At 72.6% G+C, this 22,412-nt stretch carries 22 protein-coding genes and 6 tRNA genes; 18 read left to right on the top strand and 10 right to left on the bottom strand.

The annotated features are described in order from the left end of the window. Window positions 1–103: 103 nt before the first annotated feature. The 4 genes from ACFVHI_RS29115 to ACFVHI_RS29100 all read right to left on the bottom strand — a co-directional run bounded on the left by ACFVHI_RS29115 (window position 104) and on the right by ACFVHI_RS29100 (window position 510). Window positions 104–175 (bottom strand) — tRNA-Val (locus ACFVHI_RS29115). 41 nt (window positions 176–216) lie between these two features. Further along, window positions 217–288 (bottom strand) — tRNA-Val (locus ACFVHI_RS29110). A 38-nt stretch (window positions 289–326) separates the two neighbouring features. Next, a tRNA-Cys gene (locus ACFVHI_RS29105) sits at window positions 327–397 on the bottom strand. Window positions 398–437: 40 nt separating this feature from the next. Next, a tRNA-Gly gene (locus ACFVHI_RS29100) sits at window positions 438–510 on the bottom strand. Window positions 511–831: 321 nt separating this feature from the next. On the opposite strand from ACFVHI_RS29100, the gene ACFVHI_RS29095 reads away from it, so the two are divergent. From ACFVHI_RS29095 to ACFVHI_RS29085, 3 genes are read left to right on the top strand one after another with little or no spacing between them, the layout of a single operon-like run. Then, window positions 832–1,893, top strand: coding sequence for a chorismate-binding protein (locus ACFVHI_RS29095; RefSeq protein WP_380344322.1), 1,062 nt, complete (start codon window positions 832–834; stop codon window positions 1,891–1,893). Continuing rightward, a complete protein-coding gene (locus tag ACFVHI_RS29090; protein ID WP_079135467.1) occupies window positions 1,890–2,762 on the top strand; it encodes an aminotransferase class IV in 873 nt (290 codons plus the stop codon). The genes ACFVHI_RS29095 and ACFVHI_RS29090 overlap by 4 nt, the downstream gene beginning before the upstream one ends. Before the next feature lie 55 nt (window positions 2,763–2,817). Continuing rightward, window positions 2,818–3,660: a GNAT family N-acetyltransferase gene (locus ACFVHI_RS29085; protein WP_380344318.1), complete on the top strand. Its 843-nt coding sequence runs from the start codon at window positions 2,818–2,820 to the stop codon at window positions 3,658–3,660. A 12-nt stretch (window positions 3,661–3,672) separates the two neighbouring features. Here ACFVHI_RS29085 and ACFVHI_RS29080 read toward each other — a convergent pair whose 3' ends face one another. Continuing rightward, window positions 3,673–4,173 (bottom strand): DsbA family protein, encoded by a 501-nt coding sequence (locus tag ACFVHI_RS29080; RefSeq protein WP_063346824.1) that lies wholly within the window; start codon window positions 4,171–4,173, stop codon window positions 3,673–3,675. Window positions 4,174–4,283: 110 nt separating this feature from the next. On the opposite strand from ACFVHI_RS29080, the gene ACFVHI_RS29075 reads away from it, so the two are divergent. Further along, a complete protein-coding gene (locus ACFVHI_RS29075) occupies window positions 4,284–4,748 on the top strand; it encodes a hypothetical protein (RefSeq protein WP_380344315.1) in 465 nt (154 codons plus the stop codon). A 56-nt stretch (window positions 4,749–4,804) separates the two neighbouring features. On the opposite strand, the gene ACFVHI_RS29070 is transcribed toward ACFVHI_RS29075, so the two are convergent. Together ACFVHI_RS29070 and ACFVHI_RS29065 are read right to left on the bottom strand one after the other, a co-directional pair. After that, window positions 4,805–5,374 carry a CGNR zinc finger domain-containing protein gene (locus ACFVHI_RS29070; RefSeq protein ID WP_063346822.1) on the bottom strand — a complete coding sequence of 190 codons (570 nt, stop codon included), beginning with the start codon at window positions 5,372–5,374 and terminating at the stop codon, window positions 4,805–4,807. Window positions 5,375–5,776: 402 nt separating this feature from the next. Beyond that, window positions 5,777–6,190 carry an SsgA family sporulation/cell division regulator gene (locus ACFVHI_RS29065; protein WP_030056266.1) on the bottom strand — a complete coding sequence of 138 codons (414 nt, stop codon included), beginning with the start codon at window positions 6,188–6,190 and terminating at the stop codon, window positions 5,777–5,779. A gap of 195 nt (window positions 6,191–6,385) precedes the next feature. On the opposite strand from ACFVHI_RS29065, the gene ACFVHI_RS29060 reads away from it, so the two are divergent. The 3 genes from ACFVHI_RS29060 (at window position 6,386) to ACFVHI_RS29050 (ending at window position 7,255) form a co-directional block, all read left to right on the top strand. After that, complete coding sequence (locus ACFVHI_RS29060) at window positions 6,386–6,823, top strand: TIGR02611 family protein (RefSeq protein ID WP_380344310.1); 438 nt, start codon at window positions 6,386–6,388, stop codon at window positions 6,821–6,823. A gap of 78 nt (window positions 6,824–6,901) precedes the next feature. Continuing rightward, window positions 6,902–6,973 (top strand) — tRNA-Val (locus ACFVHI_RS29055). A gap of 210 nt (window positions 6,974–7,183) precedes the next feature. Beyond that, window positions 7,184–7,255, top strand: a tRNA-Val gene (locus ACFVHI_RS29050). A gap of 88 nt (window positions 7,256–7,343) precedes the next feature. On the opposite strand, the gene ACFVHI_RS29045 is transcribed toward ACFVHI_RS29050, so the two are convergent. After that, window positions 7,344–8,111 (bottom strand): exonuclease domain-containing protein, encoded by a 768-nt coding sequence (locus ACFVHI_RS29045; protein WP_063346820.1) that lies wholly within the window; start codon window positions 8,109–8,111, stop codon window positions 7,344–7,346. A gap of 151 nt (window positions 8,112–8,262) precedes the next feature. On the opposite strand from ACFVHI_RS29045, the gene ACFVHI_RS29040 reads away from it, so the two are divergent. From ACFVHI_RS29040 to ACFVHI_RS29025, 4 genes are all read left to right on the top strand, one after another. Next, window positions 8,263–8,817 carry a DUF4365 domain-containing protein gene (locus ACFVHI_RS29040; protein WP_063346819.1) on the top strand — a complete coding sequence of 185 codons (555 nt, stop codon included), beginning with the start codon at window positions 8,263–8,265 and terminating at the stop codon, window positions 8,815–8,817. Window positions 8,818–8,860: 43 nt separating this feature from the next. After that, a complete protein-coding gene (locus ACFVHI_RS29035) occupies window positions 8,861–10,060 on the top strand; it encodes a hypothetical protein (protein WP_380344305.1) in 1,200 nt (399 codons plus the stop codon). Between the two features lie 87 nt (window positions 10,061–10,147). Beyond that, the gene (thrS, locus tag ACFVHI_RS29030; RefSeq protein ID WP_380344302.1) at window positions 10,148–12,127 is read left to right on the top strand and encodes a threonine--tRNA ligase; all 1,980 of its coding nucleotides are present in this window, start codon (window positions 10,148–10,150) and stop codon (window positions 12,125–12,127) included. 78 nt (window positions 12,128–12,205) lie between these two features. Further along, the gene (locus ACFVHI_RS29025; RefSeq protein WP_063346816.1) at window positions 12,206–12,766 is read left to right on the top strand and encodes an HIT domain-containing protein; all 561 of its coding nucleotides are present in this window, start codon (window positions 12,206–12,208) and stop codon (window positions 12,764–12,766) included. Between the two features lie 69 nt (window positions 12,767–12,835). On the opposite strand, the gene ACFVHI_RS29020 is transcribed toward ACFVHI_RS29025, so the two are convergent. Continuing rightward, window positions 12,836–14,476, bottom strand: coding sequence for a hypothetical protein (locus tag ACFVHI_RS29020; protein ID WP_380344299.1), 1,641 nt, complete (start codon window positions 14,474–14,476; stop codon window positions 12,836–12,838). A 207-nt stretch (window positions 14,477–14,683) separates the two neighbouring features. On the opposite strand from ACFVHI_RS29020, the gene ACFVHI_RS29015 reads away from it, so the two are divergent. Then, the gene (locus tag ACFVHI_RS29015) at window positions 14,684–15,109 is read left to right on the top strand and encodes a thiol-disulfide oxidoreductase DCC family protein (RefSeq protein WP_380344297.1); all 426 of its coding nucleotides are present in this window, start codon (window positions 14,684–14,686) and stop codon (window positions 15,107–15,109) included. Here the strand turns inward: ACFVHI_RS29015 and ACFVHI_RS29010 are convergent. Then, window positions 15,097–17,145, bottom strand: a complete 2,049-nt coding sequence (locus ACFVHI_RS29010; RefSeq protein WP_063346815.1) for an elongation factor G-like protein EF-G2 — start codon at window positions 17,143–17,145, stop codon at window positions 15,097–15,099. The two genes, ACFVHI_RS29015 and ACFVHI_RS29010, sit on opposite strands and share 13 nt — an antisense overlap. A 255-nt stretch (window positions 17,146–17,400) precedes the next feature. Here ACFVHI_RS29010 and pgsA point away from each other — a divergent pair, with 255 nt between their 5' ends. The 6 genes from pgsA to pdxS all read left to right on the top strand — a co-directional run bounded on the left by pgsA (window position 17,401) and on the right by pdxS (window position 22,353). After that, a complete protein-coding gene (pgsA, locus tag ACFVHI_RS29005; RefSeq protein WP_063346814.1) occupies window positions 17,401–18,048 on the top strand; it encodes a phosphatidylinositol phosphate synthase in 648 nt (215 codons plus the stop codon). Between the two features lie 16 nt (window positions 18,049–18,064). Further along, window positions 18,065–19,051: a phosphatidylinositol mannoside acyltransferase gene (locus tag ACFVHI_RS29000; RefSeq protein WP_380344292.1), complete on the top strand. Its 987-nt coding sequence runs from the start codon at window positions 18,065–18,067 to the stop codon at window positions 19,049–19,051. Window positions 19,052–19,091: 40 nt separating this feature from the next. Then, entirely contained in the window at window positions 19,092–20,276 is a 1,185-nt protein-coding gene (locus tag ACFVHI_RS28995; RefSeq protein ID WP_063346813.1) for a glycosyltransferase family 4 protein, read from the top strand. A gap of 96 nt (window positions 20,277–20,372) precedes the next feature. Beyond that, window positions 20,373–20,738: a 5-carboxymethyl-2-hydroxymuconate Delta-isomerase gene (locus tag ACFVHI_RS28990; protein ID WP_380344290.1), complete on the top strand. Its 366-nt coding sequence runs from the start codon at window positions 20,373–20,375 to the stop codon at window positions 20,736–20,738. Window positions 20,739–20,812: 74 nt separating this feature from the next. Next, window positions 20,813–21,313 (top strand): hypothetical protein, encoded by a 501-nt coding sequence (locus ACFVHI_RS28985; RefSeq protein ID WP_063350972.1) that lies wholly within the window; start codon window positions 20,813–20,815, stop codon window positions 21,311–21,313. Window positions 21,314–21,441: 128 nt separating this feature from the next. Further along, window positions 21,442–22,353 (top strand): pyridoxal 5'-phosphate synthase lyase subunit PdxS, encoded by a 912-nt coding sequence (gene pdxS, locus ACFVHI_RS28980; protein WP_063346811.1) that lies wholly within the window; start codon window positions 21,442–21,444, stop codon window positions 22,351–22,353. The last annotated feature ends 59 nt before the right edge of the window (window positions 22,354–22,412 follow it).

Here is a 22,412-nt window from a genome sequence, read left to right as displayed (position 1 = left end):
TGGGATTGAACCAGTGACCCCTACCGTGTCAAGGTAGTGCTCTCCCGCTGAGCTAATCGCGCCTGGTGTGGCGGTCCTGCAGCAGACCCCGAAGGGCCCGACGTGCGCGATACTGGGATTGAACCAGTGACCCCTACCGTGTCAAGGTAGTGCTCTCCCGCTGAGCTAATCGCGCCTGGTGTGGCGGTCCTGCAGCAGACCCCGAAGGATCCGACGTGCGCGATACTGGGATTGAACCAGTGACCCCTACCGTGTCAAGGTAGTGCTCTCCCGCTGAGCTAATCGCGCGGGGAGGTCTTCCGGCCGGAACCGGTCGAACCTCTCGGAGGTGGAGACGGGATTTGAACCCGTGTACACGGCTTTGCAGGCCGTTGCCTCGCCTCTCGGCCACTCCACCAGGCAACACACGAAGAACGATCTTACACTGTTCTCCATCGAGCGGACGACGAGATTCGAACTCGCGACCCTCACCTTGGCAAGGTGATGCTCTACCAACTGAGCCACGTCCGCCTGTCTCCCGGGACCTTCACCGCTTTTCTTCGGCTGCGCTCCCTGGCGACGTGTTGAACTCTAGCGGATTCCTGGGCCAGCTAAAAATCCGTTCCCGCAGCGTGCCGATGGGATGCCCGCCGAGCGCCTCCCCGCCGACCCCTCGACCCGGCCACCGGCCGCCACCTGCGGCGCTTCCGGACGATCATCCGCAGGCCACCCGGCGCACACCCGCGCGACGCCGGGCGCTGCTCACGCCCCCGCGCCACACCCCCGCGCCGGGCCCGCACCCCCGACCTACACTTCAGGCACCGCCGCCCAGGACCACCGCGCAGGAGAACCGTGTCCGGCCCCACCGAACCCAGCACCCCGCTCGCCCGCTTCGGCGGCCGCCTGGCCACCGGCCTGCGCGACGTCACCTCGGACCCGGCGGCCCTGGACTCCACCGGCTACTGGGCCGTCGCCTACGACTTCGAGGGTCGGCTGACCTGCGCCCGCTTCGACGACGTCCGCCCCGCCCCCGCGCCGCCCTCGGGCGCCGGCTGGCGCGGACCGGAGGCCGGCGACTGGCACAGCTCCCTGGACCGCTCCGCCTACACCGCGGGCGTACGCCGCATCCGCGAGCACATAGCCGCCGGCGAGGTCTACCAGGCGAACCTCTGCCGCGTGCTGTCCGCACCGCTGCCCGACCCGGCCCGCAGCGACGTCGACGCCCTCACCGGCCTCCTCGCCCACGGCAACCCCGCCCCCTACGCCGGCACCATCCGCCTGCCCGGGCACGGCGTCGAGATCGCCACCGCCTCACCCGAGCTGTACCTGCGCCGCACCGGCCGCACCGTCTCCTCCGGCCCGATCAAGGGCACCGGCCGCACCGAGGACGACCTCCTCGACAAGGACCACGCCGAGAACGTGATGATCGTCGACCTGGTCCGCAACGACCTCGGGCAGGTCTGCGCGACCGGCAGCGTCACCGTCCCCGACCTGTGCGCCGTCGAGAAGCACCCCGGCCTGGTCCACCTGGTGTCCACCGTCGAGGGCACCCTGCGCGAGGGCGCCGGCTGGCCCGAGCTGCTCGCCGCCACCTTCCCGCCCGGCTCCGTCACCGGCGCCCCCAAGTCCAGCGCCCTGCGGATCATCGACGCCCTGGAGACCGCCCCGCGCGGCCCGTACTGCGGCGCCGTCGGCTGGGTCGACGCCGACCGCGGCGAGAGCGAACTCGCCGTCGGCATCCGCACCTTCTGGCTCGACCGGACCGACCCCGAGGCGCCCGTGCTGCGCTTCGGCACCGGCGCCGGCATCACCTGGGGCTCCGACCCCGACCGCGAGTGGGCGGAAACCGAACTGAAGGCCGCCCGCCTGGTCGCGATAGCGTCGGGCAGCGACACCGACCCGACGGGGGCATGAACCGCCCCGCCCCCACCCCGCCCAAGGAGCAGCCCTCGATGCAGAACCCGACCACGAGCTGGGTCAACGGGGCGCTCGTCGACTCCGCCGACGCCGCCGTCTCGGTCCTCGACCACGGACTCACCACCGGTGACGGGGTGTTCGAGACCCTGAAGGCCACCGACGGCCGGGCCTTCGCCGTCACCCGGCACCTCGACCGGCTCACCCGCTCCGCCCGCGGCCTCGGCCTGCCCGACCCGGACCACGACCTGGTCCGCGAGGCCTGCGCCCAGGTCCTCGCCGCCAACCCGGCCCCGCTCGGCCGCCTGCGCGTCACCTACACCGGCGGCACCTCCCCGCTCGGCTCCGAGCGCGGCACCGCCGGCCCCACCCTCGTCGTCGCCCTCGGCGCGATCAACCGCCGCCCCGACGAGACCGCCGCCGCCGTCGTCCCGTGGCGCCGCAACGAGCACAGCGCCGTCGCCGGCCTCAAGACCACCTCGTACGCCGAGAACGTCGTCGCCCTGGCCGCCGCCCACCGCGCCGGCGCCTCGGAGGCCCTGTTCGCCAACACCGTCGGCCTGCTCTGCGAGGGCACCGGCTCCAACGTCTTCGTCGTCCTCGGCGGCCGCCTGCTCACCCCCACCCTCGCCTCCGGCTGCCTGGCCGGCATCACCCGGCAGCTGGTCGTCGACTGGTGCGGCGCCGAGGAGGCCGACCTGCCGCTCAGCGCCCTCCAGGACGCCGACGAGGTCTTCCTGACCTCCACCACCCGTGACGTCCAGGCCGTGACCCGGGTGGACGACCGCGAGCTGCCCGGCATCGGCCCCGTCACCGCCAAGGCCATGGCCGTCTTCGCCGAACGCAGCGGCGACGACCTCGACCCGTGATCCCCGCAACGGCAACCCGGGCATAGGGGCCCGGGCGCGGGGAAGGGACCACCACATGACCACGACGCTGCGCCCCGAGGGCCCGGAGACACCCACCGACGCCGGCGGCCGCACCAGGCGCTGGCAGATCTGCGCCAACGGCCGCCAGGTCGGCGCGCTGCGCACCACCGCCATCCCGCACGGCAGCCAACTCTGGGGCGAGATATCGGAGTTGGAGGTCAGAGAAGGCCGGGGTCGGGGCCGCGGCACGTTCGGCGCGCTGGCCGCGGAGGAGGTGCTGCGCAACTGGGACTGCACCCGGGTGGACGCCAACATCCCCGAGACGGCGCGGATCGCCCGGGGGCTCGCCACCACCCTCGGCTACACCGAGCGGATGCGGAACCTGGCCAAGCGGCTGACCGCCGCCCCCGCCCTGCCCGCCGGCATCACCGCCGACCGGATCGAGCCCCCGGAGTTCCAGGCCTGGCTCGACCGGGCCGCGCGGGGCTACCGCCGCTCGCTCGTGGAGTCCGGGCTCAGCGAGGAGCAGGCCCGCGCCCGATCCCAGCTGGACCACCAGCGCCAGCTCCCGCAGGGCGCCGACAGCCCCGGCGTCGCCCTGCGCCGCCTGCGCGCGGACGGTGAAGCCGAGCCGCTCGGCTCGCTCTGGGTGGACTTCCACCGGCGCGACCTGCCGAACGGCGGGCCGCTCGCCTGGGTGATGACCGTCGAGGTGTCCCCGGCCCACCGGGGCCGGGGACACGGCCGCACGCTGATGCTGCTCGCCGAACGCGAGTGCCTGGCCGCCGGCGTGCGCGACCTCGGCCTCAACGTGTTCGCCGGGAACGAGGTCGCGATCCGCCTCTACGCCTCGCTCGGTTACCGGGTCACCAACCGCATCTACGGAAAGCCGCTGTGACCCGACGTGACGTCAGGAACCCGCCGCCGCCTCGATGGCGGCCACGATGCGGTCCCGCAGGCCGTCCTGGCTCTGCCCGCCGTCCAGCCGCTGCCCGCCGATCACGTACGTCGGCGTGCCGGTGACCCCGATCGCCCGGCCCTCGGCCTGGTCGGCGTCCACGGTGAGCATGTGCCGGCCGTCGATCAGCGCGGTGTCGACCTCCTCGGCGTCCACCCCGACGGCCCGGGCCACCTCCAGCAGCACCTGCTGCCCGCGGGCGTCCAACTCCTCGGTCCGGGCCAGCAGCGCCTCCACGAACGGCCAGCCCAGCCCCTGCGCGAACGCCTCCTCGGCGGCCTCCGCGGCCGCGTAGGCGTGCTTGTGCTTCTCCAGCGGGAAGTGGCGGACCTCGACGGGCAGCGCGTCGCCGTACCGCGCGCGCAGTGCCCGTACGTCGTCCAGCGCGGTGCGGCAGTCCGGACACTGGAGGTCGCACCAGAACTCGAGCCGGGGGAGGGAACCATCGATCATTCCCCCAGTGTTTCACTAGTGGGCGCCCGCTCCGGCCGACGGTGCGCCCCTGCGAAGGCCGACAGGGAGGCAGTGATGACCAGGACGACCGGAAGCGAAGGAGTACTGCCGTGCTGACGGCGGCGATCAGCTTCGCGCTCACGGCGGGCGGGGTGGCCGTGGCCGGCCTGCGGGCCTACCGGCGGCGGTTCCTGTCCGCGACCCGCTGGTTCGCGGTGGCCCTGGTGCCCGCCGGGCTCTACCTGACCGGCCTGTTCCCGGTGGCCCGGACGATCGGCAGCGAGTTCGCCGACTGGGCGACGAGGCTGGTGTTCGACCCCCGGGTCTGGACCGGCATCGTGCTGCTCGGCCTCTCCGCGCTCCTGCTGGTGACGACGCGCTGGGTGGGCCGCCGGGGCGCCGTGGACGCCGCGCCGGACCGCCCGGCGGCCGCCGGTGCCGCGCCCGAGCGCCCGGCGGTGGCCGCCACGCCGCCGAAGAAGCCGGCGACGGGCAAGCCCGCGGGGGGCAAGCGGGACGACGGCCTCGGCGACTTCTCCGACATCGAGGAGATCCTCCGCAAGCGCGGCATCTGAGCGGCATCCGAACGCGGCACTCGAACGCGGCATCCGAACCCCTGCGGGGGTCGGCGTCAGGCGGAGGGCACGGCCTCCGCCGAGCGCTGCCGTGCCCGGTAGGCGGCGACGTGCAGCCGGTTGCCGCAGGTGCGGCTGTCGCAGTAGCGCCGGGAGCGGTTGCGGGAGAGGTCCACGAAGACCCGGGCACAGTCCGGCGCCTCGCAGCGGCGCAACCGCTCCCGCTCGCCCGCCATCAGGATGAAGGCCAGCGCCATGCCCAGCTCGGCGGCGAGGTGGTCGCCGAGCGCGGCGTGCGGCGCGAAGTAGTGGATGTGCCAGTCGTGGTGGTCGTGGTTGGTCAGCCGCGGCGTCGTACCGGCGGCCGCGACGATCCGGTTGACCAGTTCGGCGGCCTCGGCGGTGGACTCCGTCCCGAACACCTCGCGCAGCCGGGTGCGCAGCTCGTGCACCTTGCGCAGGTCGTTCTCGGTCAGCGAGTCGATCTCGCTGATCTCCTGGCCGACCACGAAGGCGTCCAGTGCGGCCACGTCCGGCAGCCGCTCGGTGCCGCACACCTCGGGCGCGGTGTTGAGCAGCTCGACGAGGATGCTCAGTGCGCACTCGGTGTCATGGGTGATCAGCACGTTGGGGACTCCTCGCGCAGGGGACTCCGGAACCCCGCGTCCACGGTTACCCCAGACCATACCGGGCCTTGCGGCGGAAGGGCGGTGGGTTCTTTCGAAGGTGCGTACGGATTCCGTCAGAGTGCCGTGGAGCGGACGGTGTCCGGGCGGCCGGGCCCGCGAAGGACCCCCCGAAATGCCGACGGCGCCCGGCAGCGAGGCCGGCCACCCGTATGGATGGCCGGCCTCGTTGCCGGGCGCCTGCGGTGTCGCGGACCCGCTCCGATGGGATCGGGCCGCCCACCGGCCCCGAGGCCGCGTCGCGCGCGGCTGAGTGCTGCCGTGCCCCCGAGTAGGACGGCAGCGGTGACGGCAGGAGGTACCACCCCGCCGATGGCGGGGCGTGACCGCCTCCGGGCGGGATCAGCTTTCGGCGAGGATGTGGGACAGCTCCCGGTCGAGGTCGAAGTGGCGGTGTTCGGTACCGGGTGGCACCGCGGCGTCCGTCCGCTTGAGAAATGACTCAAGCGCCCGGGCCGGGGCTTCCAGCAGGGCTTCTCCTTCCGGAGAGCTCAGCGCGATGCAGACCACCCCTTGCCCGTGGCTGCGGGACGGCCAGACCCGGACGTCGCCGGTACCGGTCGGTCGGTGCAGCCCCTCCGCGAGGAGATCTCGGGCGAACACCCACTCCACGGTCTCGTCGGCGCCCGTGTGGAACGTGGCGTGCACGGCGTAGGGGTCGGCGGTGTCGTAGCGCAGGCCCGCGGGGACGGGCAGTGAGGACTCGCTGGACACGATGAGGCGCAGGTGCAGCTCGCAGCTGACCGTGGTGTTCATAAGCGCCATGGCCTTTCGCTCAGTGTGCGCTCGGGGAATCGCACGTCGGCGAACGGACCATCCCACCCCCAAGCCCGATGTAAACCCCTCTGTCCCGATTCGGGCGCGAGTCGTACCCCTTACGGCGCATTGCGGAATCATCCCGGAGTGGCCCGGTCGGGCATTACCGGGCCGCTTCTTGGTTAGTTTCCTGGCATGACTGTGCGAAACGACAAGACGGCCAAGAACACGGGATCGGGTGAACCGGTCACGTCGGATGACGCGGCCGGCTCCCGCGCCCCGGCGTTCGTCCGCCGCTCGCGGCCGCTGCACCTCGCCTGGCAGGTGGCGATCTTCCTGGCCGGCCTCGCCGTGGTCGTCCTCGGCGTGATCATGCTGCCGCTGCCCGGCCCCGGCTGGGTGGTGATCTTCCTGGGCATGGGGGTCTGGGCCACCGAGTTCGACTGGGCCCGACTGGTGCTGCGGTGGAGCCGCCGCAAGGTCGCCGAGGCCGCCCGGCGGGCCATGGACCCGCGGGTGCGCCGCCGCAACCTCACCGTCACCGCCATCGGCCTCGCCGCGGTCGTCGGGATCGGCGGCTGGTACTTCGCCCGGTACGGCCTGGACGTCCCCTGGACGGCGGGCGAGAGCTGAGCCGCCCGGGGCCGGGGGCCGCCGTGACCAGGGTGTTCGGACCACCCTCCGGGATGCGGTAATGTTTTCCCTGCACCCGGGCGATTAGCTCAGCGGGAGAGCACTTCGTTCACACCGAAGGGGTCACTGGTTCGATCCCAGTATCGCCCACCGGAATGCATTGTGATACGTGAGGCCCAGCCGATTATCGGCTGGGCCTCACGTGTATTTCCGGAATCCATCCGAAGAACCATCCGGAATGCGGCTGAGGCTCAGTCATCTTCCGCGTGGAGCGCGAGTTCTGCGGATGCGCCAGCAGTACCCGGAAGGGGCGAGTTGTACGACGACCGCCAAATGGTGCTACTGTTCTTCTCGTTGCCCGGGCGATTAGCTCAGCGGGAGAGCACTTCGTTCACACCGAAGGGGTCACTGGTTCGATCCCAGTATCGCCCACCGGACAGCACGCAGGCCCTGACCAGGAAACCGGTCAGGGCCTGTGGCGCGTTCGGGGCCGGCGCTCGCGGGCATCCGTCGGCCGCCGCTACGCCGCCGCCTCGCAGCCGTGTTCGGGCTCCAGCCGGCGGCCGCAGCCGCACCGGGCCGGCCGCAGCGGCCAGGACAGGTCCACCCGCTCCGGCGTCCCCGACCGGTCGAACCAGTTCTGCAGCCCCCGCGCCTGCGCCGCGTGCCAGATCGCCTGCCGCAGGTGCAGCTCCGCCGCCGTCAGCCCGCCCAGCGCCGCCGGGTAGCGGGCGCCTATCCGCCGGGTCAGCGCCAGCGCCGCCGTCGCGTCCGCCGCCGCGTCGTGCGCCCCGGCCAGCTCCACGCCGTAGTGCGCGCACAGGTCGGTCAGCGTCCGACGGCCCTTGCGGTAGCGGTCCACGTGCTTGTCCAGCACCCGCGGATCCAGCACCACCAGCCCGGCCGTGCCCACTCCGTCGGTCAGCGTCAGCCCGTGATGGCGGCGCAGCTCCCGGTCCAGCAGCGTCAGGTCGTACGGCGCGTTCATCACCACCACCGGGCGCCCGGCCCTCGCCTGGTCCGCCAGCGCGCGGGTGACCTCCGCCACCACCGCGCCGACCGGGCGCCCGTGCGTCCGGGCGTGCTCGTCGGTGATGCCGTGCACCGCCCGGGCACCGTCCGGGATCGGGACGCCCGGATCGGCGAGCCAGGTGGTGGTCTGCACCGGCCGACCCGGGGCGAGTTGGACGACCAGGGCGGCCGAGACGATCCGATCGGTCTCGACGTCCACTCCGGTGGTCTCGGTGTCGAAGGAGGCGAGTGGGCCGGTGTACCAGTGCTGCTGCATGACTGCCCCTCAGGCGAGCGTTCCGCGCGCCCGGTTGATACCCGGTTCTGACACCCGTTCAACCGTTTGGCGCAAGCCCGACCGGGGATCCTGCCCGTGGGCCCGTCGTTCCGATCCGGACGGGCCCGGAGCAGGGGGAGGCCACGGGGCGATGGCACTCACGCAGCCGCAGCCCGAGGGAGCGGCGGCCGTTCTACGGGGGAACCTGGCGGTCACCGCCTGCATGGAGACGCTGCAGGTCGGCTACCTGCACGCGGTCGCCGCCGCGGCCGGCTGCTCGCTCTCCCAGCCGTTCCCGGACAACGGGATCGACTGGCAGGTCAGCCACGGCTCCCGGGCGCACGAGGTGGACGACGAGGTCACCATCAAGATCCAGCTGAAGGCCACCCAGCAGATCGCGGCCGATCCGACCGGGCCGTTCTTCAGCTTCACCCTCGACAACGACCACCTGCGCAAGCTCGCCCGGGCGAGGGTCGCCGTGCCGCGCATCCTGGTCGTGATGCTGCTGCCGCGGCGGGTCGACCGCTGGCTGCACGCCCGCCCGGACGCGCTGGAACTGCGGCACTGCTGTTACTGGGTCAACCTGGCCGGCCACCCGGTCACCGGACAGCGGCGCACCAACGTGCGGGTCCCCACCGGCAAGGTCTTCGACGACCGCGCGCTCTGCGACATCATGGCCCGGGTCGGCGCGGGTGGCAGCCCGTGACCGCCCGCCCCGGTCCCGGCCCCGGCAGCGAGGAGCAGCCCCCATGACACCGCCGCACGCACCCGGCGAGCCGGTCCAGGCCCTGCCCGACCCCGCCGCAGTCGACCCGGCGGTGCTCGCCACCCTGCTCGCCCGGCACGGCTGGGTCCGGCGCGGCGGCCCCGCCGCCCGCTACGGCCGCTGGACGCCGCCCGATGACGAGTCCGGCACCAGCGTCCTCGTCCCCGCCGGGGACGGCTTCGACGACGCCGTCGACCTCCTCGCCGACGCCGTCACCGCGCTGTCCCGCTCCTCCACCCCGTCCGCCCGCGCCATCCTGCTCGCACTCGCCGTCCCCGGCGACGAACTGCGCTGGCACCGGGAGCCGGCCGGCCCCGCCGAGGCCGCCACCTGGGACGACGCCGAGCGGCTCCAACGGGCGGCCCGCGCGATGCTCGCCGCCGGGGCCAAGGCCGGCCGGGCCCCGGCCGCCTACTTCGGCGCCCGGCTGGACGCCCACGCCGGGGACTTCCTGGACCGCGTCCTGGTCGTCGAGCAGGGCGCGGCCCTCACCGCCTACACCCCCGCGCCCGAGGGCCGGGCCGCCGTCACCACCCTGGTCCGCGCCCTGGAGGCACTGCGCGACGCCGTCGACTACCGCCGGGTCAGCGGGGGGCCCGAGGCCTTCGAGAACGCCGTCCAGGCCGGAGTCAGCCGGGAACTCGTCCAGTCCGTCGAGGACCTGGTCCGCGGCGCGACGGCGACCAGGCTGACCGTCGCCTGGTCCGCCACCGCCGGGACCCCGGGCGGCTTCGGGGACCGCCGGGTCGTCCTCGACTTCTCGCCCGGCGACCTGCCCGCCCTGACCGAGGCCGCCGAACTGCTCGAACGGATCGAGCCCGCCGTCGCCGTCACCGTCGTCGGCGTGGTCGTCCGGCTCAAGCGCGCCGACCCGGCCGGACCGGGCGCGGTACGGCTGCGCGTCCTCGGCGGCGCCGAAGTCCGCGAACTCAAGCTCCGCCTGCCCGACCCCGACTACCGGCTCGCCGCCGAGGCCCACCTCGCGGGCCTGCCGGTCCGGGTCGCCGGCCGGCTGGAGAGCCGCGGCGGCTTCCGCCGGCTCACCCGGCCGCAGGGCCTGGAACTGTGCGGCTGGGAGGATGCCGACCGCGAGCGGCTGCTGAAGTCCCTCGGGGAGGGACTCGGCGAAGAACTCGGCGAAGAGCTCGACGGAGGCCTCGGGGAAGGGGGGGAGGGGGCGTAGGTGCGCGGCCGGGTCGACGCGCTCGGTACCATCGTCACGCGCAGCGCAGTGTTGCGTCCTCTGAATCCAGCACGTCAGGAGAGACCGGTGACGGACGTCCGGGTAATCATCAACCGCGAACCCGATCGGGAAGAGCGCGTGGTGACCACGGGCACTACGGCCGCCGAGCTCTTCGCCGACGACCGCTCGATCATCGCCGCCCGCGTCGGCGGCCAGCTCAAGGACCTCGCGTACGCCGTCCAGGACGGCGACGAGGTCGAGCCGGTCGCGATCGGCAGCAAGGACGGCCTGGACATCCTGCGCCACTCCACCGCGCACGTCATGGCGCAGGCCGTGCAGCAGCTCTACCCCGAGGCCAAGCTCGGCATCGGCCCGCCGGTCAAGGACGGCTTCTACTACGACTTCGACGTCGAGAAGCCCTTCCACCCCGATGACCTCAAGGCCATCGAGAAGCGGATGCAGGAGATCATCAAGCGCGGGCAGAAGTTCTCCCGCCGCGTGGTCACCGACGAGTCCGCCCGCGAGGAGCTGGCCGCCGAGCCGTACAAGCTGGAGCTGATCGGCCTCAAGGGCTCCGCCGCCACCGCCGGCGAGGGCGCCGACGTCGAGGTCGGCGCCGGCGAGCTCACCATCTACGACAACCTGGACGCCAAGACCGGCGAGCAGTGCTGGGGCGACCTCTGCCGCGGCCCGCACCTGCCCAGCACCCGGTACATCCCGGCGTTCAAGCTGATGCGCAACGCGGCCGCCTACTGGCGCGGCAGCGAGAAGAACCCGATGCTGCAGCGCATCTACGGGACCGCCTGGCCGACCAAGGACGAGCTCAAGGCCCACCTCGACTTCCTGATCGAGGCCGAGAAGCGCGACCACCGCAAGCTCGGCAACGAGCTGGACCTCTTCTCCATCCCCGAGGAGATCGGCTCCGGCCTCGCCGTCTTCCACCCCAAGGGCGGCATCATCCGCCGGGCGATGGAGGACTACTCGCGCAAGCGGCACGAGGAAGAGGGCTACGAGTTCGTCTACACCCCGCACGCCACCAAGGGGAAGCTCTTCGAGAAGAGCGGCCACCTCGACTGGTACGCGGACGGTATGTACCCGCCCATGCAGCTCGACGAGGGCGTGGACTACTACCTCAAGCCGATGAACTGCCCGATGCACAACCTGATCTTCGACGCGCGCGGCCGCTCGTACCGTGAACTGCCGCTGCGCCTCTTCGAGTTCGGGACGGTGTACCGCTACGAGAAGTCCGGCGTCGTGCACGGCCTGACCCGCGCCCGCGGCTTCACGCAGGACGACGCGCACATCTACTGCACCCGCGAGCAGATGGCGGAGGAGCTCGACTCGACGCTGACCTTCGTGCTCAACCTGCTCCGCGACTACGGTCTGACCGACTTCTACCTGGAGCTGTCGACCAAGGACCCGGTCAAGTACGTCGGCTCGGACGAGACCTGGGAGGAGGCCACCGCCGTCCTCGCCAGCGTGGCCGAGAAGCAGGGGCTGCCGCTGGTGCCGGACCCGGGCGGCGCGGCCTTCTACGGCCCGAAGATCTCGGTCCAGGCGCGCGACGCGATCGGCCGGACCTGGCAGATGTCGACGATCCAGCTCGACTTCAACCTCCCCGAACGTTTCGATCTTGAGTACACGGCGGCGGACGGCTCGCGCCAGCGGCCGGTCATGATCCACCGCGCGCTGTTCGGCAGCATCGAGCGGTTCTTCGCGGTGCTGCTGGAGCACTACGCCGGCGCCATGCCGCCGTGGCTGGCCCCGGTCACCGTGACGGGCATCCCGATCACCGACGAGCACGTGCCGTACCTGCTGGAGGTCGCGGCCGAGCTGAAGAAGCAGGGGATCCGGGTCGAGGTGGACACCTCGGACGACCGCATGCAGAAGAAGATCAGGAACGCGCAGAGGTCCAAGACGCCGTTCATGCTCATCGCGGGCAACGACGACGTCGAGGCGGGCGCGGTGTCCTTCCGCTACCGCAACGGCGAGCAGAAGAACGGCGTGCCGGTGGCGGACGCCGTCGCCGAGATCGTGGAAGCGGTGAAGAACCGCATCCAGGTGTGACGCCTTCGGACCACCACGCGCGGGGCGGGCTCTTGATGAGTCCGCCCCGCGCGGCTTTGCAAGCAGCGCTGGGCGAATATGCTGATCAGCATGACGACTGAGCCGGAACTGCAGCGGGGCGTCGGGGAGCCGGACGGCTTCCGCCGCCTGTGGACCCCCCATCGGATGGCGTACATCCAGGGTGAGAACAAGCCCACCGGTCCGGCTCCGGACGACGGTTGTCCGTTCTGCTCGATCCCCTCGCTGAGCGACGAGGACGGGCTGGTCATCGCCCGGGGCGCCGCCGTGTTCGCGGTGCTGAACCTGTACCCGTACAACGGCGGCCACTTGATGGTGGTCCCGTACCGGCACGTCGCGGACTACACCGACCTGGACGAGGCGGAGACGGCCGAGCTGGCCGACTTCACCAAGCGGGCGATGACCGCGCTGCGGGCGGCCTCGGGGGCGCACGGGTTCAACATCGGGATGAACCAGGGCACGGCGGCCGGTGCCGGGATCGCGGCGCACCTGCACCAGCACGTGGTGCCGCGCTGGGGCGGGGACACCAACTTCATGCCGGTGGTCGGCCACACCAAGGTGCTGCCGCAACTGCTGGCGGACACCCGGAAGATGCTGGCCGAGGCCTGGCCGCAGGACTGATCGGGAACGCCGGAGGGGCCCGTCACCGCTGAGTCGGTGGCGGGCCCCTCCGGCGTGCGCGGGCCGGGGTTACTCGAACTGGTCGACCTTGTACGGGCGGGTGCCCTGGGCCTCGGACTTGATGATCGACGCGCGGTTCTTGAAGCGGTCGGTGTCCAGGTCGTGCTCCTCCAGGAACTCCAGGGTGGCGGCGTGCACGGCGCCGAGGACCGGGACGGAGGCGTTGAGCGCGTTGTCGGTCATGAACCGGCTGCCCCACGGCGGGCTCGCCCAGGCGTGCCGGAAGCCGAACGGCTCGGGCAGGCCCAGGCCGCCGCCGAGCCAGGAGAGCAGCCCGGGGGCGCGGGTGAGCGGCGCGCGCAGGGCCTGGCGGACCACCTCGTCGTTGTCGATCAGGGGGAGCTTGACGGTGCGCTCCTCCCAGAACTTGCCGGTCTTCTGGACGGTCTTCTCCTTGGCCGAGGGCTTGTCGGAGAAGACGCCGTTGACCGGGCCGAGCGCGTAGCCGGCGACGGTGACGGTGAGGGTGTTGGCGAGCAGGGTGACGGTGACGGTGAAGGTGATGATCAGCTTGCCGTCGAAGGTGATGAACTGGGTGGCGAGGTAGTGCCGGGGGCCGCCGCCGGCGAAGGTCTGCTTGTCGGCGATGGTCTGGAGGGCGAAGTCGCGCATCCGGTCGCCGTCCATGTCGGCGTTGCCGGGGCGGGAGATCTCGTCGGCGTTCTCGCCGATTTCGAGGACCGCCCACTGCTTGACCGTGATGTTGGTCATCCCGCTGTTGGCGACCTCGCTGACGGCGAGCCCCTTGAGGTGCGAGGAGATCTTCCGGACGAGGTCCCAGGGGTGGAAGGCGCGGAAGTCGGAGTGGCCCGCGGCGGGGCGCATCACGTCGACCAGGCGCCATTCGCCCCAGCGCTTGCCGACGCCGAGGATGCCCTTGGGGCCGGCGTAGTGCTGGACGTTGGTCTCCTGCTCGGCCTCCATGCGGGCGAGCTTGTCGCGCAGGTCGACGGCCTTCTTGTCGAGGTCGTCGCGGGGGACGGCCTTGGAGACGGTGGCGGCGACGGAGCTGCCCTCGGCGAGGGCGAGCCAGCGTTCGCGGAGCTCCTTGGTGGAGCGCAGCACGATGCGCCGGGCGAGGATCCCGCCGATGATCGGCGGGATCATGGCGACGCGCAGGTAGATGCCGAGCGGGCCGTTGACGGGGGGCTTGACGAGGAACAGGACGGAGACCACGGCGGCGGCCAGGAGCGCGAGGGCGCCGTAGAGCTCGTCCTGGAGGGCCTTGCCCTTCATGAGGTAGATGCGCAGGTAGAACGCACCGATCCAGATCAGGGTGCCGGGCAGGGCGAGCAGGCCGAAGAGCAGGGTGACCACGGTGAGCTTGCGGTCCCGTGCGGCCCGCAACTCCTGTGCGGCCAGGCAGTGTTCGACGATCTGGCGGGTGTCGGTGCCGAACGAGGGCACGATCGGCTTGCGCCCGGCACCGACGGTGCGGGAGATGACGGCGGCGCTGAACGCCTCGCCGAGGTTCGCCTCGAAGAGCTTGAACCGGGGCTTCTTGTGGGTCGCGGCGGTGACCTTGCCGACGAAGTCCTCGATCTTGCCGTCGCGGTACGCGACCGAGGAGAGCGCCGGGGTGACTCCGGTTTGCGGCCCGGCGTCGGTGCGGGGTATCTGCGCACCCGGAGTCATGTCGAGTGTGGTCACGGTGGCGTCCCCTCCTCCCCTTGTCAGCGGCAGGTTATCGTGCCGTGGTGTCGCCGCGCGCATGATCGTCTGAAGTGCCGTCACGATCGGGCCGCGCCCGGGCTTGAGAGGCATGATGCCCAGCTTCGGGCTGGTCGATACCCGGTCGGCGGCGGGTCGTCGGGGTGGGGCAGGATGGCCGTGACGGCGAGGAAGGGAGCCCAGGCGATGGATCCGGTGCTGGTGTTCGACGGGGACTGTTCGTTCTGCTCGTCCTGCGTGCGGTGGGCGGAGCGCTACCTGCGGCAGACGCTGGCCTCGGGGGGCTGGGACGCGGTGCCGTTCCAGTTCGAGGACCTGGCGGCGCTGGACGCGCGCGCGGGCGGGCGGGGCGAGGTGACCGCGGAGCGGGCCGAGCACGAGGTGCTGTGGGTGACGCCGGCGGGCCGGGTGTACGGGGGCGCGCAGGCGGTGGCGCGGCTGCTGATGCGTTCGGGCGGCGCGTGGGCGTACCTGGGGGCGGTGCTGGCGTCGGCGCCGGTGCGGCCGGTGGCGGGCCTGGCGTACCGCTGGGTGGCGCGCAACCGGCACCGGATGCCGGGGGGTACGGCGGCGTGTGCGCTGCCTCGGCGCCAGGGCGCTCAGTCGGTGTAGCGGGTGGCCAGGGCGGTCGGCATGGGTTCGTGGCGCAGGTAGGCGCGGGAGAACTCGGCGGTGCCGTGGGTGAGTGAGCGCAGGTCGACCGGGTAGCGGACGAGTTCGAGTTCGGGGACCTCGGCGCGCAGCAGGGTCAGGCCGGGGCCGCCGGTCTCGGTGCCGAGGACGCGGCCGCGGCGGGCGGAGAGGTCGCCGAGGACGGCGCCGAGGTAGTCGTCGGGCAGCAGGACGGTGACGGCGGCGACGGGTTCGAGCAGCCGGATGACGGCGTGTTCGGCGGCGTCGCGCAGGGCGAGGGCGGCGGCGGCCTGGAAGGCCGCGTCGGAGGAGTCCACGGAGTGGGCCTTGCCGTCGGTGAGGGTGACCCGGACGTCGACGAGCGGGTGGCCGGTGGCGACGCCTTTGGCGAGCTGGGCGCGCAGGCCCTTCTCGACGGAGGGGATGAAGTGCTTGGGGACGGCGCCGCCGACGACGTGTTCCTGGAACTCGAAGCCGGAGCCGGCCGGGAGGGGTTCGACCTCCAGGTCGCAGATGGCGTACTGGCCGTGGCCGCCGGACTGCTTGACGAGCCGGCCGTGGCCGGCGGCGGCGGTGCCGAAGGTCTCGCGGAGGGCGACCTGGGGTTCGACGGTGTCGACGTGGACGCCGTGCCGGGTGCGCAGGCGGTCGAGGACGACCTCGGCGTGGGCCTCGCCGGTGCACCAGAGGACGAGCTGGTGGGTGGCGGGGTTCTGTTCGAGGCGTAGGGCCGGGTCCTCGGCGGTGAGGCGGGTGAGGGCCTGGGAGAGCTTGTCGTCGTCGGCCTTGCTGTGGGCTTCGACGGCGATCGGGAGCAGGGGCTCGGGGAGGTTCCAGCCGTCGAGGTCGACGGGGTGGCCGGGGTCGTGGACGGTGTCGCCGGCGCGGGCGGTGGTGAGCTTGGCGATGCAGACGAGGTCGCCGGCGACGGCGTGCGGGACGGGCCGCTGGAGCTTGCCGAAGGGGCTGCTGAGGGCGGTGACGCGTTCGTCGCCGTTCTGGTCGGCGCTGTGGGCGGGGCCGGCGAGGTGGATGCGGGTGTCGGGGCGCAGGGTGCCGGCGTACAGGCGCAGCAGGCTGATCCGGCCGACGTAGGTGTCGCCGGTGACGCGGACGACCTGGGCGGCGAGCGGGGCGTCGGGGTCGCAGTCGGGGGCTGGGCGGGTGCGTTCGCTGGGGTCGGGGAAGGTGTGGACGATCAGGTCGAGGAGTTCGGTGGCGCCGAGGCCGTTCTCGCTGGTGGGGACGGCGGGGTGGAGGGCGCAGCCGAGGACTTCGCGGCGCAGGCCGGCTTCGAGGGCGTCGGTGTCGAGGGTGTCGCCGGAGAGGTAGCGCTCCATGAGGGTGTCGTCCTGGCCGGAGATGGCCTCGACGAGGCTGTCGTGGGCGGGCCCGGTGTCGGGCAGCGGGGTGGCCCGGCCGTAGGTGTCGCCGGTGAGCAGGTCGACGCTGCCGTCGGGGCGGCCGTCGTGGAGGACGGGCAGGAAGAGCGGGCGGAGGGTGTCGGGGCCCAGGTCGAAGGCGTCGTGGCAGGCGGTGAGGATGTCGTCGAAGCCGGTGCGGGCGAGGTCGAGTTTGGCGACGGCGATGGCGCGCGGGATGCCTTCGGCGGCGCACTCGCGCCAGAGTGCGCGGGTGGGGGCGGTGACGGGGTCGGTGGCGGAGACGACGAAGACGGCGGCGTCGGCGGCGTGCAGGGCGGCGCGCAGGTCGGCGGTGAAGTCGGGGTGGCCGGGCGGGTCGATCAGGTTGATCTTGACGCCCTTCCATTCGAGCGGGAGCAGCGAGAGCTGGACGGAGCGCTGCTGGTGGTGCTCGATGTCCTCGTGGTCGGAGACGGTCGTGCCGTCGGTGACGCGACCTGCCCGGCCGGTGGCGCCGGAGGCGAGGGCGAGGGATTCGGCGAGGGTGGTCTTGCCCACACCGCTGGAGCCGATGAGGACGACGTTGCGCAGGTCCCGGGGGGCGGTGACGGCGGGCGCCTGGGCGGCTCGTGCCGTGCTGCGGTCGGGCATCGGGGTCTCCTCCCGTCGCGCCGGGGCTGTCCTTCGAAAGTGTAGGTGCGGGTGCTGCGGCGGCGCGTGTCGTACGGGTGGGCGGTGACCGTCCGTGTGTGGGACGTGGCCGGGGTGTCGTCGGGCGGTGCGTGCGACGGAGCGTGCCTCCGGCCTGGCTACGATGGGTGGGCCGGACGGGCTGATCCGTCCGGCCGTCTGCCGCGCGTGTTGCGCCAGGCGGGTACCAGGGAGATCGGAGCGGTCGGGAAGGCCATGCTCAACAAATACGCGCGTGCCTTCTTCACACGTGTTCTGACCCCGTTCGCCGCGTTCCTGATCCGGCTGGGCGTGAGCCCGGACGCCGTGACGCTGATCGGTACGGCCGGTTCGGTGGCCGGTGCGCTGGTGTTCTTCCCGCGCGGGGAGTTCTTCTGGGGCACCATCACGATCACGCTGTTCATCTTCTCGGACCTGGTGGACGGGAACATGGCCCGCCAGCTGGGCCGGAGCACCAGGTGGGGGGCGTTCCTGGACTCCACGCTGGACCGGGTCGCGGATGCGGCGATCTTCGGTGGTCTGGCGATGTGGTACGCGGGCAAGGGTGACGACAACCTGCTGTGCGCGGTGGCGATCTGCTGCCTGGCGAGCGGGCTGGTGGTGTCGTACACCAAGGCGCGGGCGCAGAGCCAGGGGCTGCCGTGCGACGTGTCGGGGCTGGTGGAGCGGGCCGAGCGGCTGGTGGCCAGCCTGGTGGCGGCCGGGGTCGCGGGTCTGCACAAGTTCGGGGTGCCGTACGTGGAGTGGCTGCTGCCGGTGGCGCTGTGGCTGGTCGCGGTGGGCAGTCTGGTGACGGTGGTCCAGCGCATGCTGACCGTGCGCCGGGAGGCGTTCGAGGCCGACCGAGCGGCGGCCGGGAGCTGATGGGGGGCGTCCTGCGGTGACGGACCGACTGGTGTACTGGGCGTACGCGCTGGGCTGGGCGGTGCTGAAGCACCTGCCGGAGCGGGTGGCGCGGGGCCTGTTCGACCGGCTGGCGGACTACGCCTGGCGCCGGCGGGGCAAGCGGGTGCTCCAGTTGGAGGCGAACCTGCGCCGGGTCCGTCCAGGGCTGGACGAGGCGGGCCTGCGGGCGCTGTCCCGGGCCGGGATGCGCTCGTACCTGCGGTACTGGATGGAGTCGTTCCGGCTGCCGGTCTGGAGCCGGGAGCGGGTGGCCCGGGACGTCCAGTCGGAGGGCCTGGAGAACCTGCGAGAGCACATCGAGGCCGGTCGGGGCGCGGTGATCGCGCTGCCGCACATGGGCAACTGGGACCTGGCGGGCACCTGGGTGGCGCAGCTGGGCTTCCCGTTCACCACGGTCGCGGAGCGGTTGAAGCCGGAGCGGCTGTTCGACCGGTTCGTGGAGTTCCGGGAGGGCCAGGGCATGGAGGTCCTGGCGTTGACCGGGGGCGGGGTGAACGTGATCGGCACGCTGGCTCGACGGCTGCGCGAGGGCCGGCTGGTCTGCCTGGTGGGGGACCGGGACCTCTCGGAGGCGGGTGTGGAGGTGTCGTTCTTCGGGGAGACGACCCGGATGCCGGCCGGTCCGGCGGCGCTGTGCCAGCGCACCGGGGCGGCGCTGCTGCCGGTGACGCTCTGGTACGACGGCCCGGTGATGCGGGCGCGGATCCACCCCGAGGTGCCGGTGCCGCAGGAGGGCGACCGCAAGGAGCGGACGCAGGCGATGACGCAGGCGCTGGCGCAGGTGTGGGAGCAGGCGATCCGCGAGCACCCCGAGGACTGGCACATGCTGCAGCGGTTCTGGCTGGCCGACCTCCCGGTCCGTGAGACGGTGGAGGAGGCGGCCGCGCCGCACTCCGAGGCGGCCCGGGCGGCCGTGCCGGAGCCGGCCGGCGAGCCGGCGGCCGAGGCCTCCGGGTCCTGATCCCGGCCAGCAGGAGTACCCGAAGGAGCATGAGGAACCCGTGAAGATCGGCATCGTCTGCCCGTACGACTGGGACGTCCCCGGTGGGGTGCAGTTCCACATCCGGGACTTGGCCGAGCACCTGATCGGTCTGGGCCACGAGGTCTCGGTGCTGTCGCCGGCCGAGGACGAGGAGGCGCTGCCGCCGTACGTGGTCGGTGCCGGGCGGGCGGTGGCGGTGCCGTACAACGGGTCGGTGGCGCGGCTGAGCTTCGGCGTCCTGTCGGCGGCGCGGACGCGGCGGTGGCTGCACGAGGGCCGGTTCGACATCCTGCACGTGCACGAGCCGGCCGCGCCGAGCGTGTCGATGCTGGCCGCCTGGTCGGCGTCCGGGCCGATGGTGGGGACGTTCCACACCTCCAACCCGCGCTCGCGGGCGATGATCGCGGCCTCGCCGATCCTGCAGCCCGGCCTGGAGAAGATGCGGGCCCGGATCGCGGTGTCGGAGTACGCCCGGCGGACGCTGGTCGAGCACCTGGGCGGCGACGCGGTGGTGATCCCGAACGGCGTGGACGTCGGCTTCTTCGCGGACGCCGAGCCGGACGAGCGCTGGCGCGGCGGCGCGGCGGCGGGGGAGCCGGGCACGATCGGCTTCGTCGGCCGCATCAACGAGCCGCGCAAGGGCCTGCCGACGCTGCTGGCGGCGCTGCCGAAGATCCTGGCCGAGCGGCCGGGCGTGCGGCTGCTGGTGGCGGGCAAGGGGGACGAGGAGGAGGCCGTCGCCGGCCTGGCGCCGGAGGTCCGCCGGCAGGTGGAGTTCCTCGGCATGGTGAGCGACCGCGACAAGGCCCGGCTGCTGCGCAGCGTGGACCTGTACGTGGCGCCGAACACCGGTGGCGAGAGTTTCGGGATCATCCTGGTCGAGGCGATGTCGGCGGGCGCCCCGGTGCTGGCCAGCGACCTGGACGCGTTCAAGCAGGTGCTGGACGGCGGGGACGCGGGCGAGCTGTTCCCGGTGGAGGACGCGGACGCGCTGGCCGCTGCGGCGCTGCGGCTGCTGGGCGATCCGGGGCGGCTGGGGGAGCTGAGCAAGGCCGCTTCGCGGTACGTGCGGCGGTTCGACTGGTCGACGGTCGGCGCGGACATCCTGGCGGTGTACGAGACGGTGGCGGCGGGGGCCGCGGCGGTGGTCGAGGAGGACGTGCGCAGCGGCCGGCGCGGCCGGTTCGGGCTGGCCCGGGACTGAGCCCGGGACCGAGCCCGGCCGGCCCGGGACTTTTCCGGGGTGCCGGCGGCGTTAGGGTCGGTCGACCGTATTCGGGCACGACGCATGGGGGCACCGATGCCGCAGATCTCCGTCGACTACTCGCCGAGCCTGGCCGGCTCCTTCGACCGCCGGGCGCTGGGCGTGGCGATCAACCGGCTCGCGGTGGGGACGATCGACGCGAAGCCGGAGGCGTGCAAGACGCTGTTCCGGCAGAACGACGACTTCGTGGTGGGGGAGGGCGAGGAGGCCGCCGCGCAGGTGTACGTCGAGTTCCAGATCTTCCCGGGCCGTACGCCGGAGGCGAAGGCGGCGCTCAGCGAGGGCGTGCTGGCGCTGCTGGCCGAGCACGTCGCGCCGGCGCCGGGCACCCGGCTGCACACCGCGGTGAACGTCTCCGACATCGACCGCGGGTCCTACCGGAGCGCGAGCGCGGAGGGCTGAGCCGGTGACACCCGGTAGCGTTGCGCCCCGTGACTACCTGGATCTGGGCCGGCGTGGCCGTGGTGCTGTTCGGCATGTACCTGAGTTGGACGGCCGGTCGGTTGGACCGGCTGCACGCCAGGATCGACGCCGCGCGGGCGGCGCTGGACGCGCAGCTGGTCCGTCGGGCCTCGGTGGCGATGGAGCTGGCCACGTCCTCGCTGCTGGACCCGGCGGCCTCGCTGCTGCTGCTGGACGCGGCGCACGCGGCCCGGCAGGCCGAGGACGACCAGCGTGAGGTGGCGGAGAGCCAGCTGAGCCTGGCGCTGCGGGCGGTGTTCGCCGAGCCGGAGCAGGTGGCGGCGCTGGTGGCGGAGCCGGGCGGCGAGGACGCGGTGCGCGACCTGACGGCGGCGGTGCGCCGGGCGCCGATGGCGCGCCGGTTCCACAACGACGCGGTGCGGGCGGCCCGGGCGGTGCGCGAGCACCGTCTGGTGCGGTACTTCCGGCTGGCGGGGAAGGCCCCGTTCCCGCTGGCGTTCGAGATGGACGATGCTCCGCCGCCCGCGCTCACGCCCGAAGGGGCACCCGCCTAGGCTGTGCTCGGATACGGCCCGTTTGTCGCATCCCGTCGTCCGGGCTGGACTTGGTGGCGCATGGTTGCGTCACCCGTTCCGCCTACCATAGGGCGATAGCACTGGTTCATCTTCGAGTGAGGTCTCACGTGTCCACCACCCCCACCACCGCAGACCAGCCGCAGATCGGTACCGCCCGGGTGAAGCGCGGCATGGCCGAGCAGCTCAAGGGCGGTGTGATCATGGACGTGGTCAACGCCGAGCAGGCCAAGATCGCTGAAGACGCCGGCGCGGTGGCCGTCATGGCGCTGGAGCGGGTTCCGGCCGACATCCGCAAGGACGGCGGCGTGGCCCGGATGTCCGACCCGAACATGATCGAGGAGATCATCGAGGCGGTCTCCATCCCGGTGATGGCCAAGTCGCGGATCGGCCACTTCGTCGAGGCCCAGGTCCTCCAGTCGCTCGGCGTCGACTACATCGACGAGTCCGAGGTGCTGACCCCGGCCGACGAGGTCAACCACTCCGACAAGTGGGCCTTCACCACCCCCTTCGTCTGTGGCGCCACCAACCTGGGCGAGGCCCTGCGCCGCATCGCCGAGGGCGCGGCCATGATCCGCTCGAAGGGCGAGGCCGGTACCGGCAACGTCGTCGAGGCGGTCCGCCACCTGCGCCAGATCAAGAACGAGATCGCCAAGCTGCGCGGCTTCGACAACAACGAGCTGTACGCCGCCGCCAAGGAGCTGCGCGCCCCGTACGAGCTCGTCAAGGAGGTCGCCGAGCTCGGCAAGCTGCCGGTCGTGCTGTTCTCCGCCGGTGGCGTGGCCACCCCGGCCGACGCCGCGCTGATGCGCCAGCTCGGTGCCGAGGGCGTCTTCGTCGGCTCGGGCATCTTCAAGTCGGGCGACCCGGCCAAGCGCGCCGCCGCCATCGTGAAGGCCACCACCTTCTTCGACGACCCGAAGATCATCGCGGACGCCTCCCGCAACCTCGGCGAGGCCATGGTCGGCATCAACTGCGACACCCTGCCGGAGACCGAGCGCTACGCCAACCGCGGCTGGTAGTCGCCCCCTGTGCCGGCCCGTCGCAGCGCCTTGGCGCGCGGCGGGCCGCGTCACGTACA

The organism is Kitasatospora sp. NPDC127121 (assembly GCF_042677305.1).
Lineage (GTDB): Bacteria > Actinomycetota > Actinomycetes > Streptomycetales > Streptomycetaceae > Kitasatospora.
Note: the sequence above shows the minus strand (reverse complement) of the source record. Positions and strands in the feature narration are given on the sequence as shown.

Excerpts from the sequence above, each read along its gene's own strand:
- ACFVHI_RS29090 (WP_079135467.1), top strand. The coding sequence starts at position 1,890 with ATGAACCGCCCCGCCCCCACCCCGCCCAAGGAGCAGCCCTCGATGCAG.
- ACFVHI_RS29085 (WP_380344318.1), top strand. The coding sequence starts at position 2,818 with ATGACCACGACGCTGCGCCCCGAGGGCCCGGAGACACCCACCGACGCC.
- ACFVHI_RS29080 (WP_063346824.1), bottom strand. The coding sequence starts at position 4,173 with ATGATCGATGGTTCCCTCCCCCGGCTCGAGTTCTGGTGCGACCTCCAG.
- ACFVHI_RS29065 (WP_030056266.1), bottom strand. The coding sequence starts at position 6,190 with ATGAACACCACGGTCAGCTGCGAGCTGCACCTGCGCCTCATCGTGTCC.
- ACFVHI_RS29060 (WP_380344310.1), top strand. The coding sequence starts at position 6,386 with ATGACTGTGCGAAACGACAAGACGGCCAAGAACACGGGATCGGGTGAA.
- ACFVHI_RS29045 (WP_063346820.1), bottom strand. The coding sequence starts at position 8,111 with ATGCAGCAGCACTGGTACACCGGCCCACTCGCCTCCTTCGACACCGAG.
- ACFVHI_RS29040 (WP_063346819.1), top strand. The coding sequence starts at position 8,263 with ATGGCACTCACGCAGCCGCAGCCCGAGGGAGCGGCGGCCGTTCTACGG.
- ACFVHI_RS29035 (WP_380344305.1), top strand. The coding sequence starts at position 8,861 with ATGACACCGCCGCACGCACCCGGCGAGCCGGTCCAGGCCCTGCCCGAC.
- ACFVHI_RS29025 (WP_063346816.1), top strand. The coding sequence starts at position 12,206 with ATGCTGATCAGCATGACGACTGAGCCGGAACTGCAGCGGGGCGTCGGG.
- ACFVHI_RS29015 (WP_380344297.1), top strand. The coding sequence starts at position 14,684 with ATGGATCCGGTGCTGGTGTTCGACGGGGACTGTTCGTTCTGCTCGTCC.
- ACFVHI_RS29010 (WP_063346815.1), bottom strand. The coding sequence starts at position 17,145 with ATGCCCGACCGCAGCACGGCACGAGCCGCCCAGGCGCCCGCCGTCACC.
- pgsA (WP_063346814.1), top strand. The coding sequence starts at position 17,401 with ATGCTCAACAAATACGCGCGTGCCTTCTTCACACGTGTTCTGACCCCG.
- ACFVHI_RS28990 (WP_380344290.1), top strand. The coding sequence starts at position 20,373 with ATGCCGCAGATCTCCGTCGACTACTCGCCGAGCCTGGCCGGCTCCTTC.
- ACFVHI_RS28985 (WP_063350972.1), top strand. The coding sequence starts at position 20,813 with ATGTACCTGAGTTGGACGGCCGGTCGGTTGGACCGGCTGCACGCCAGG.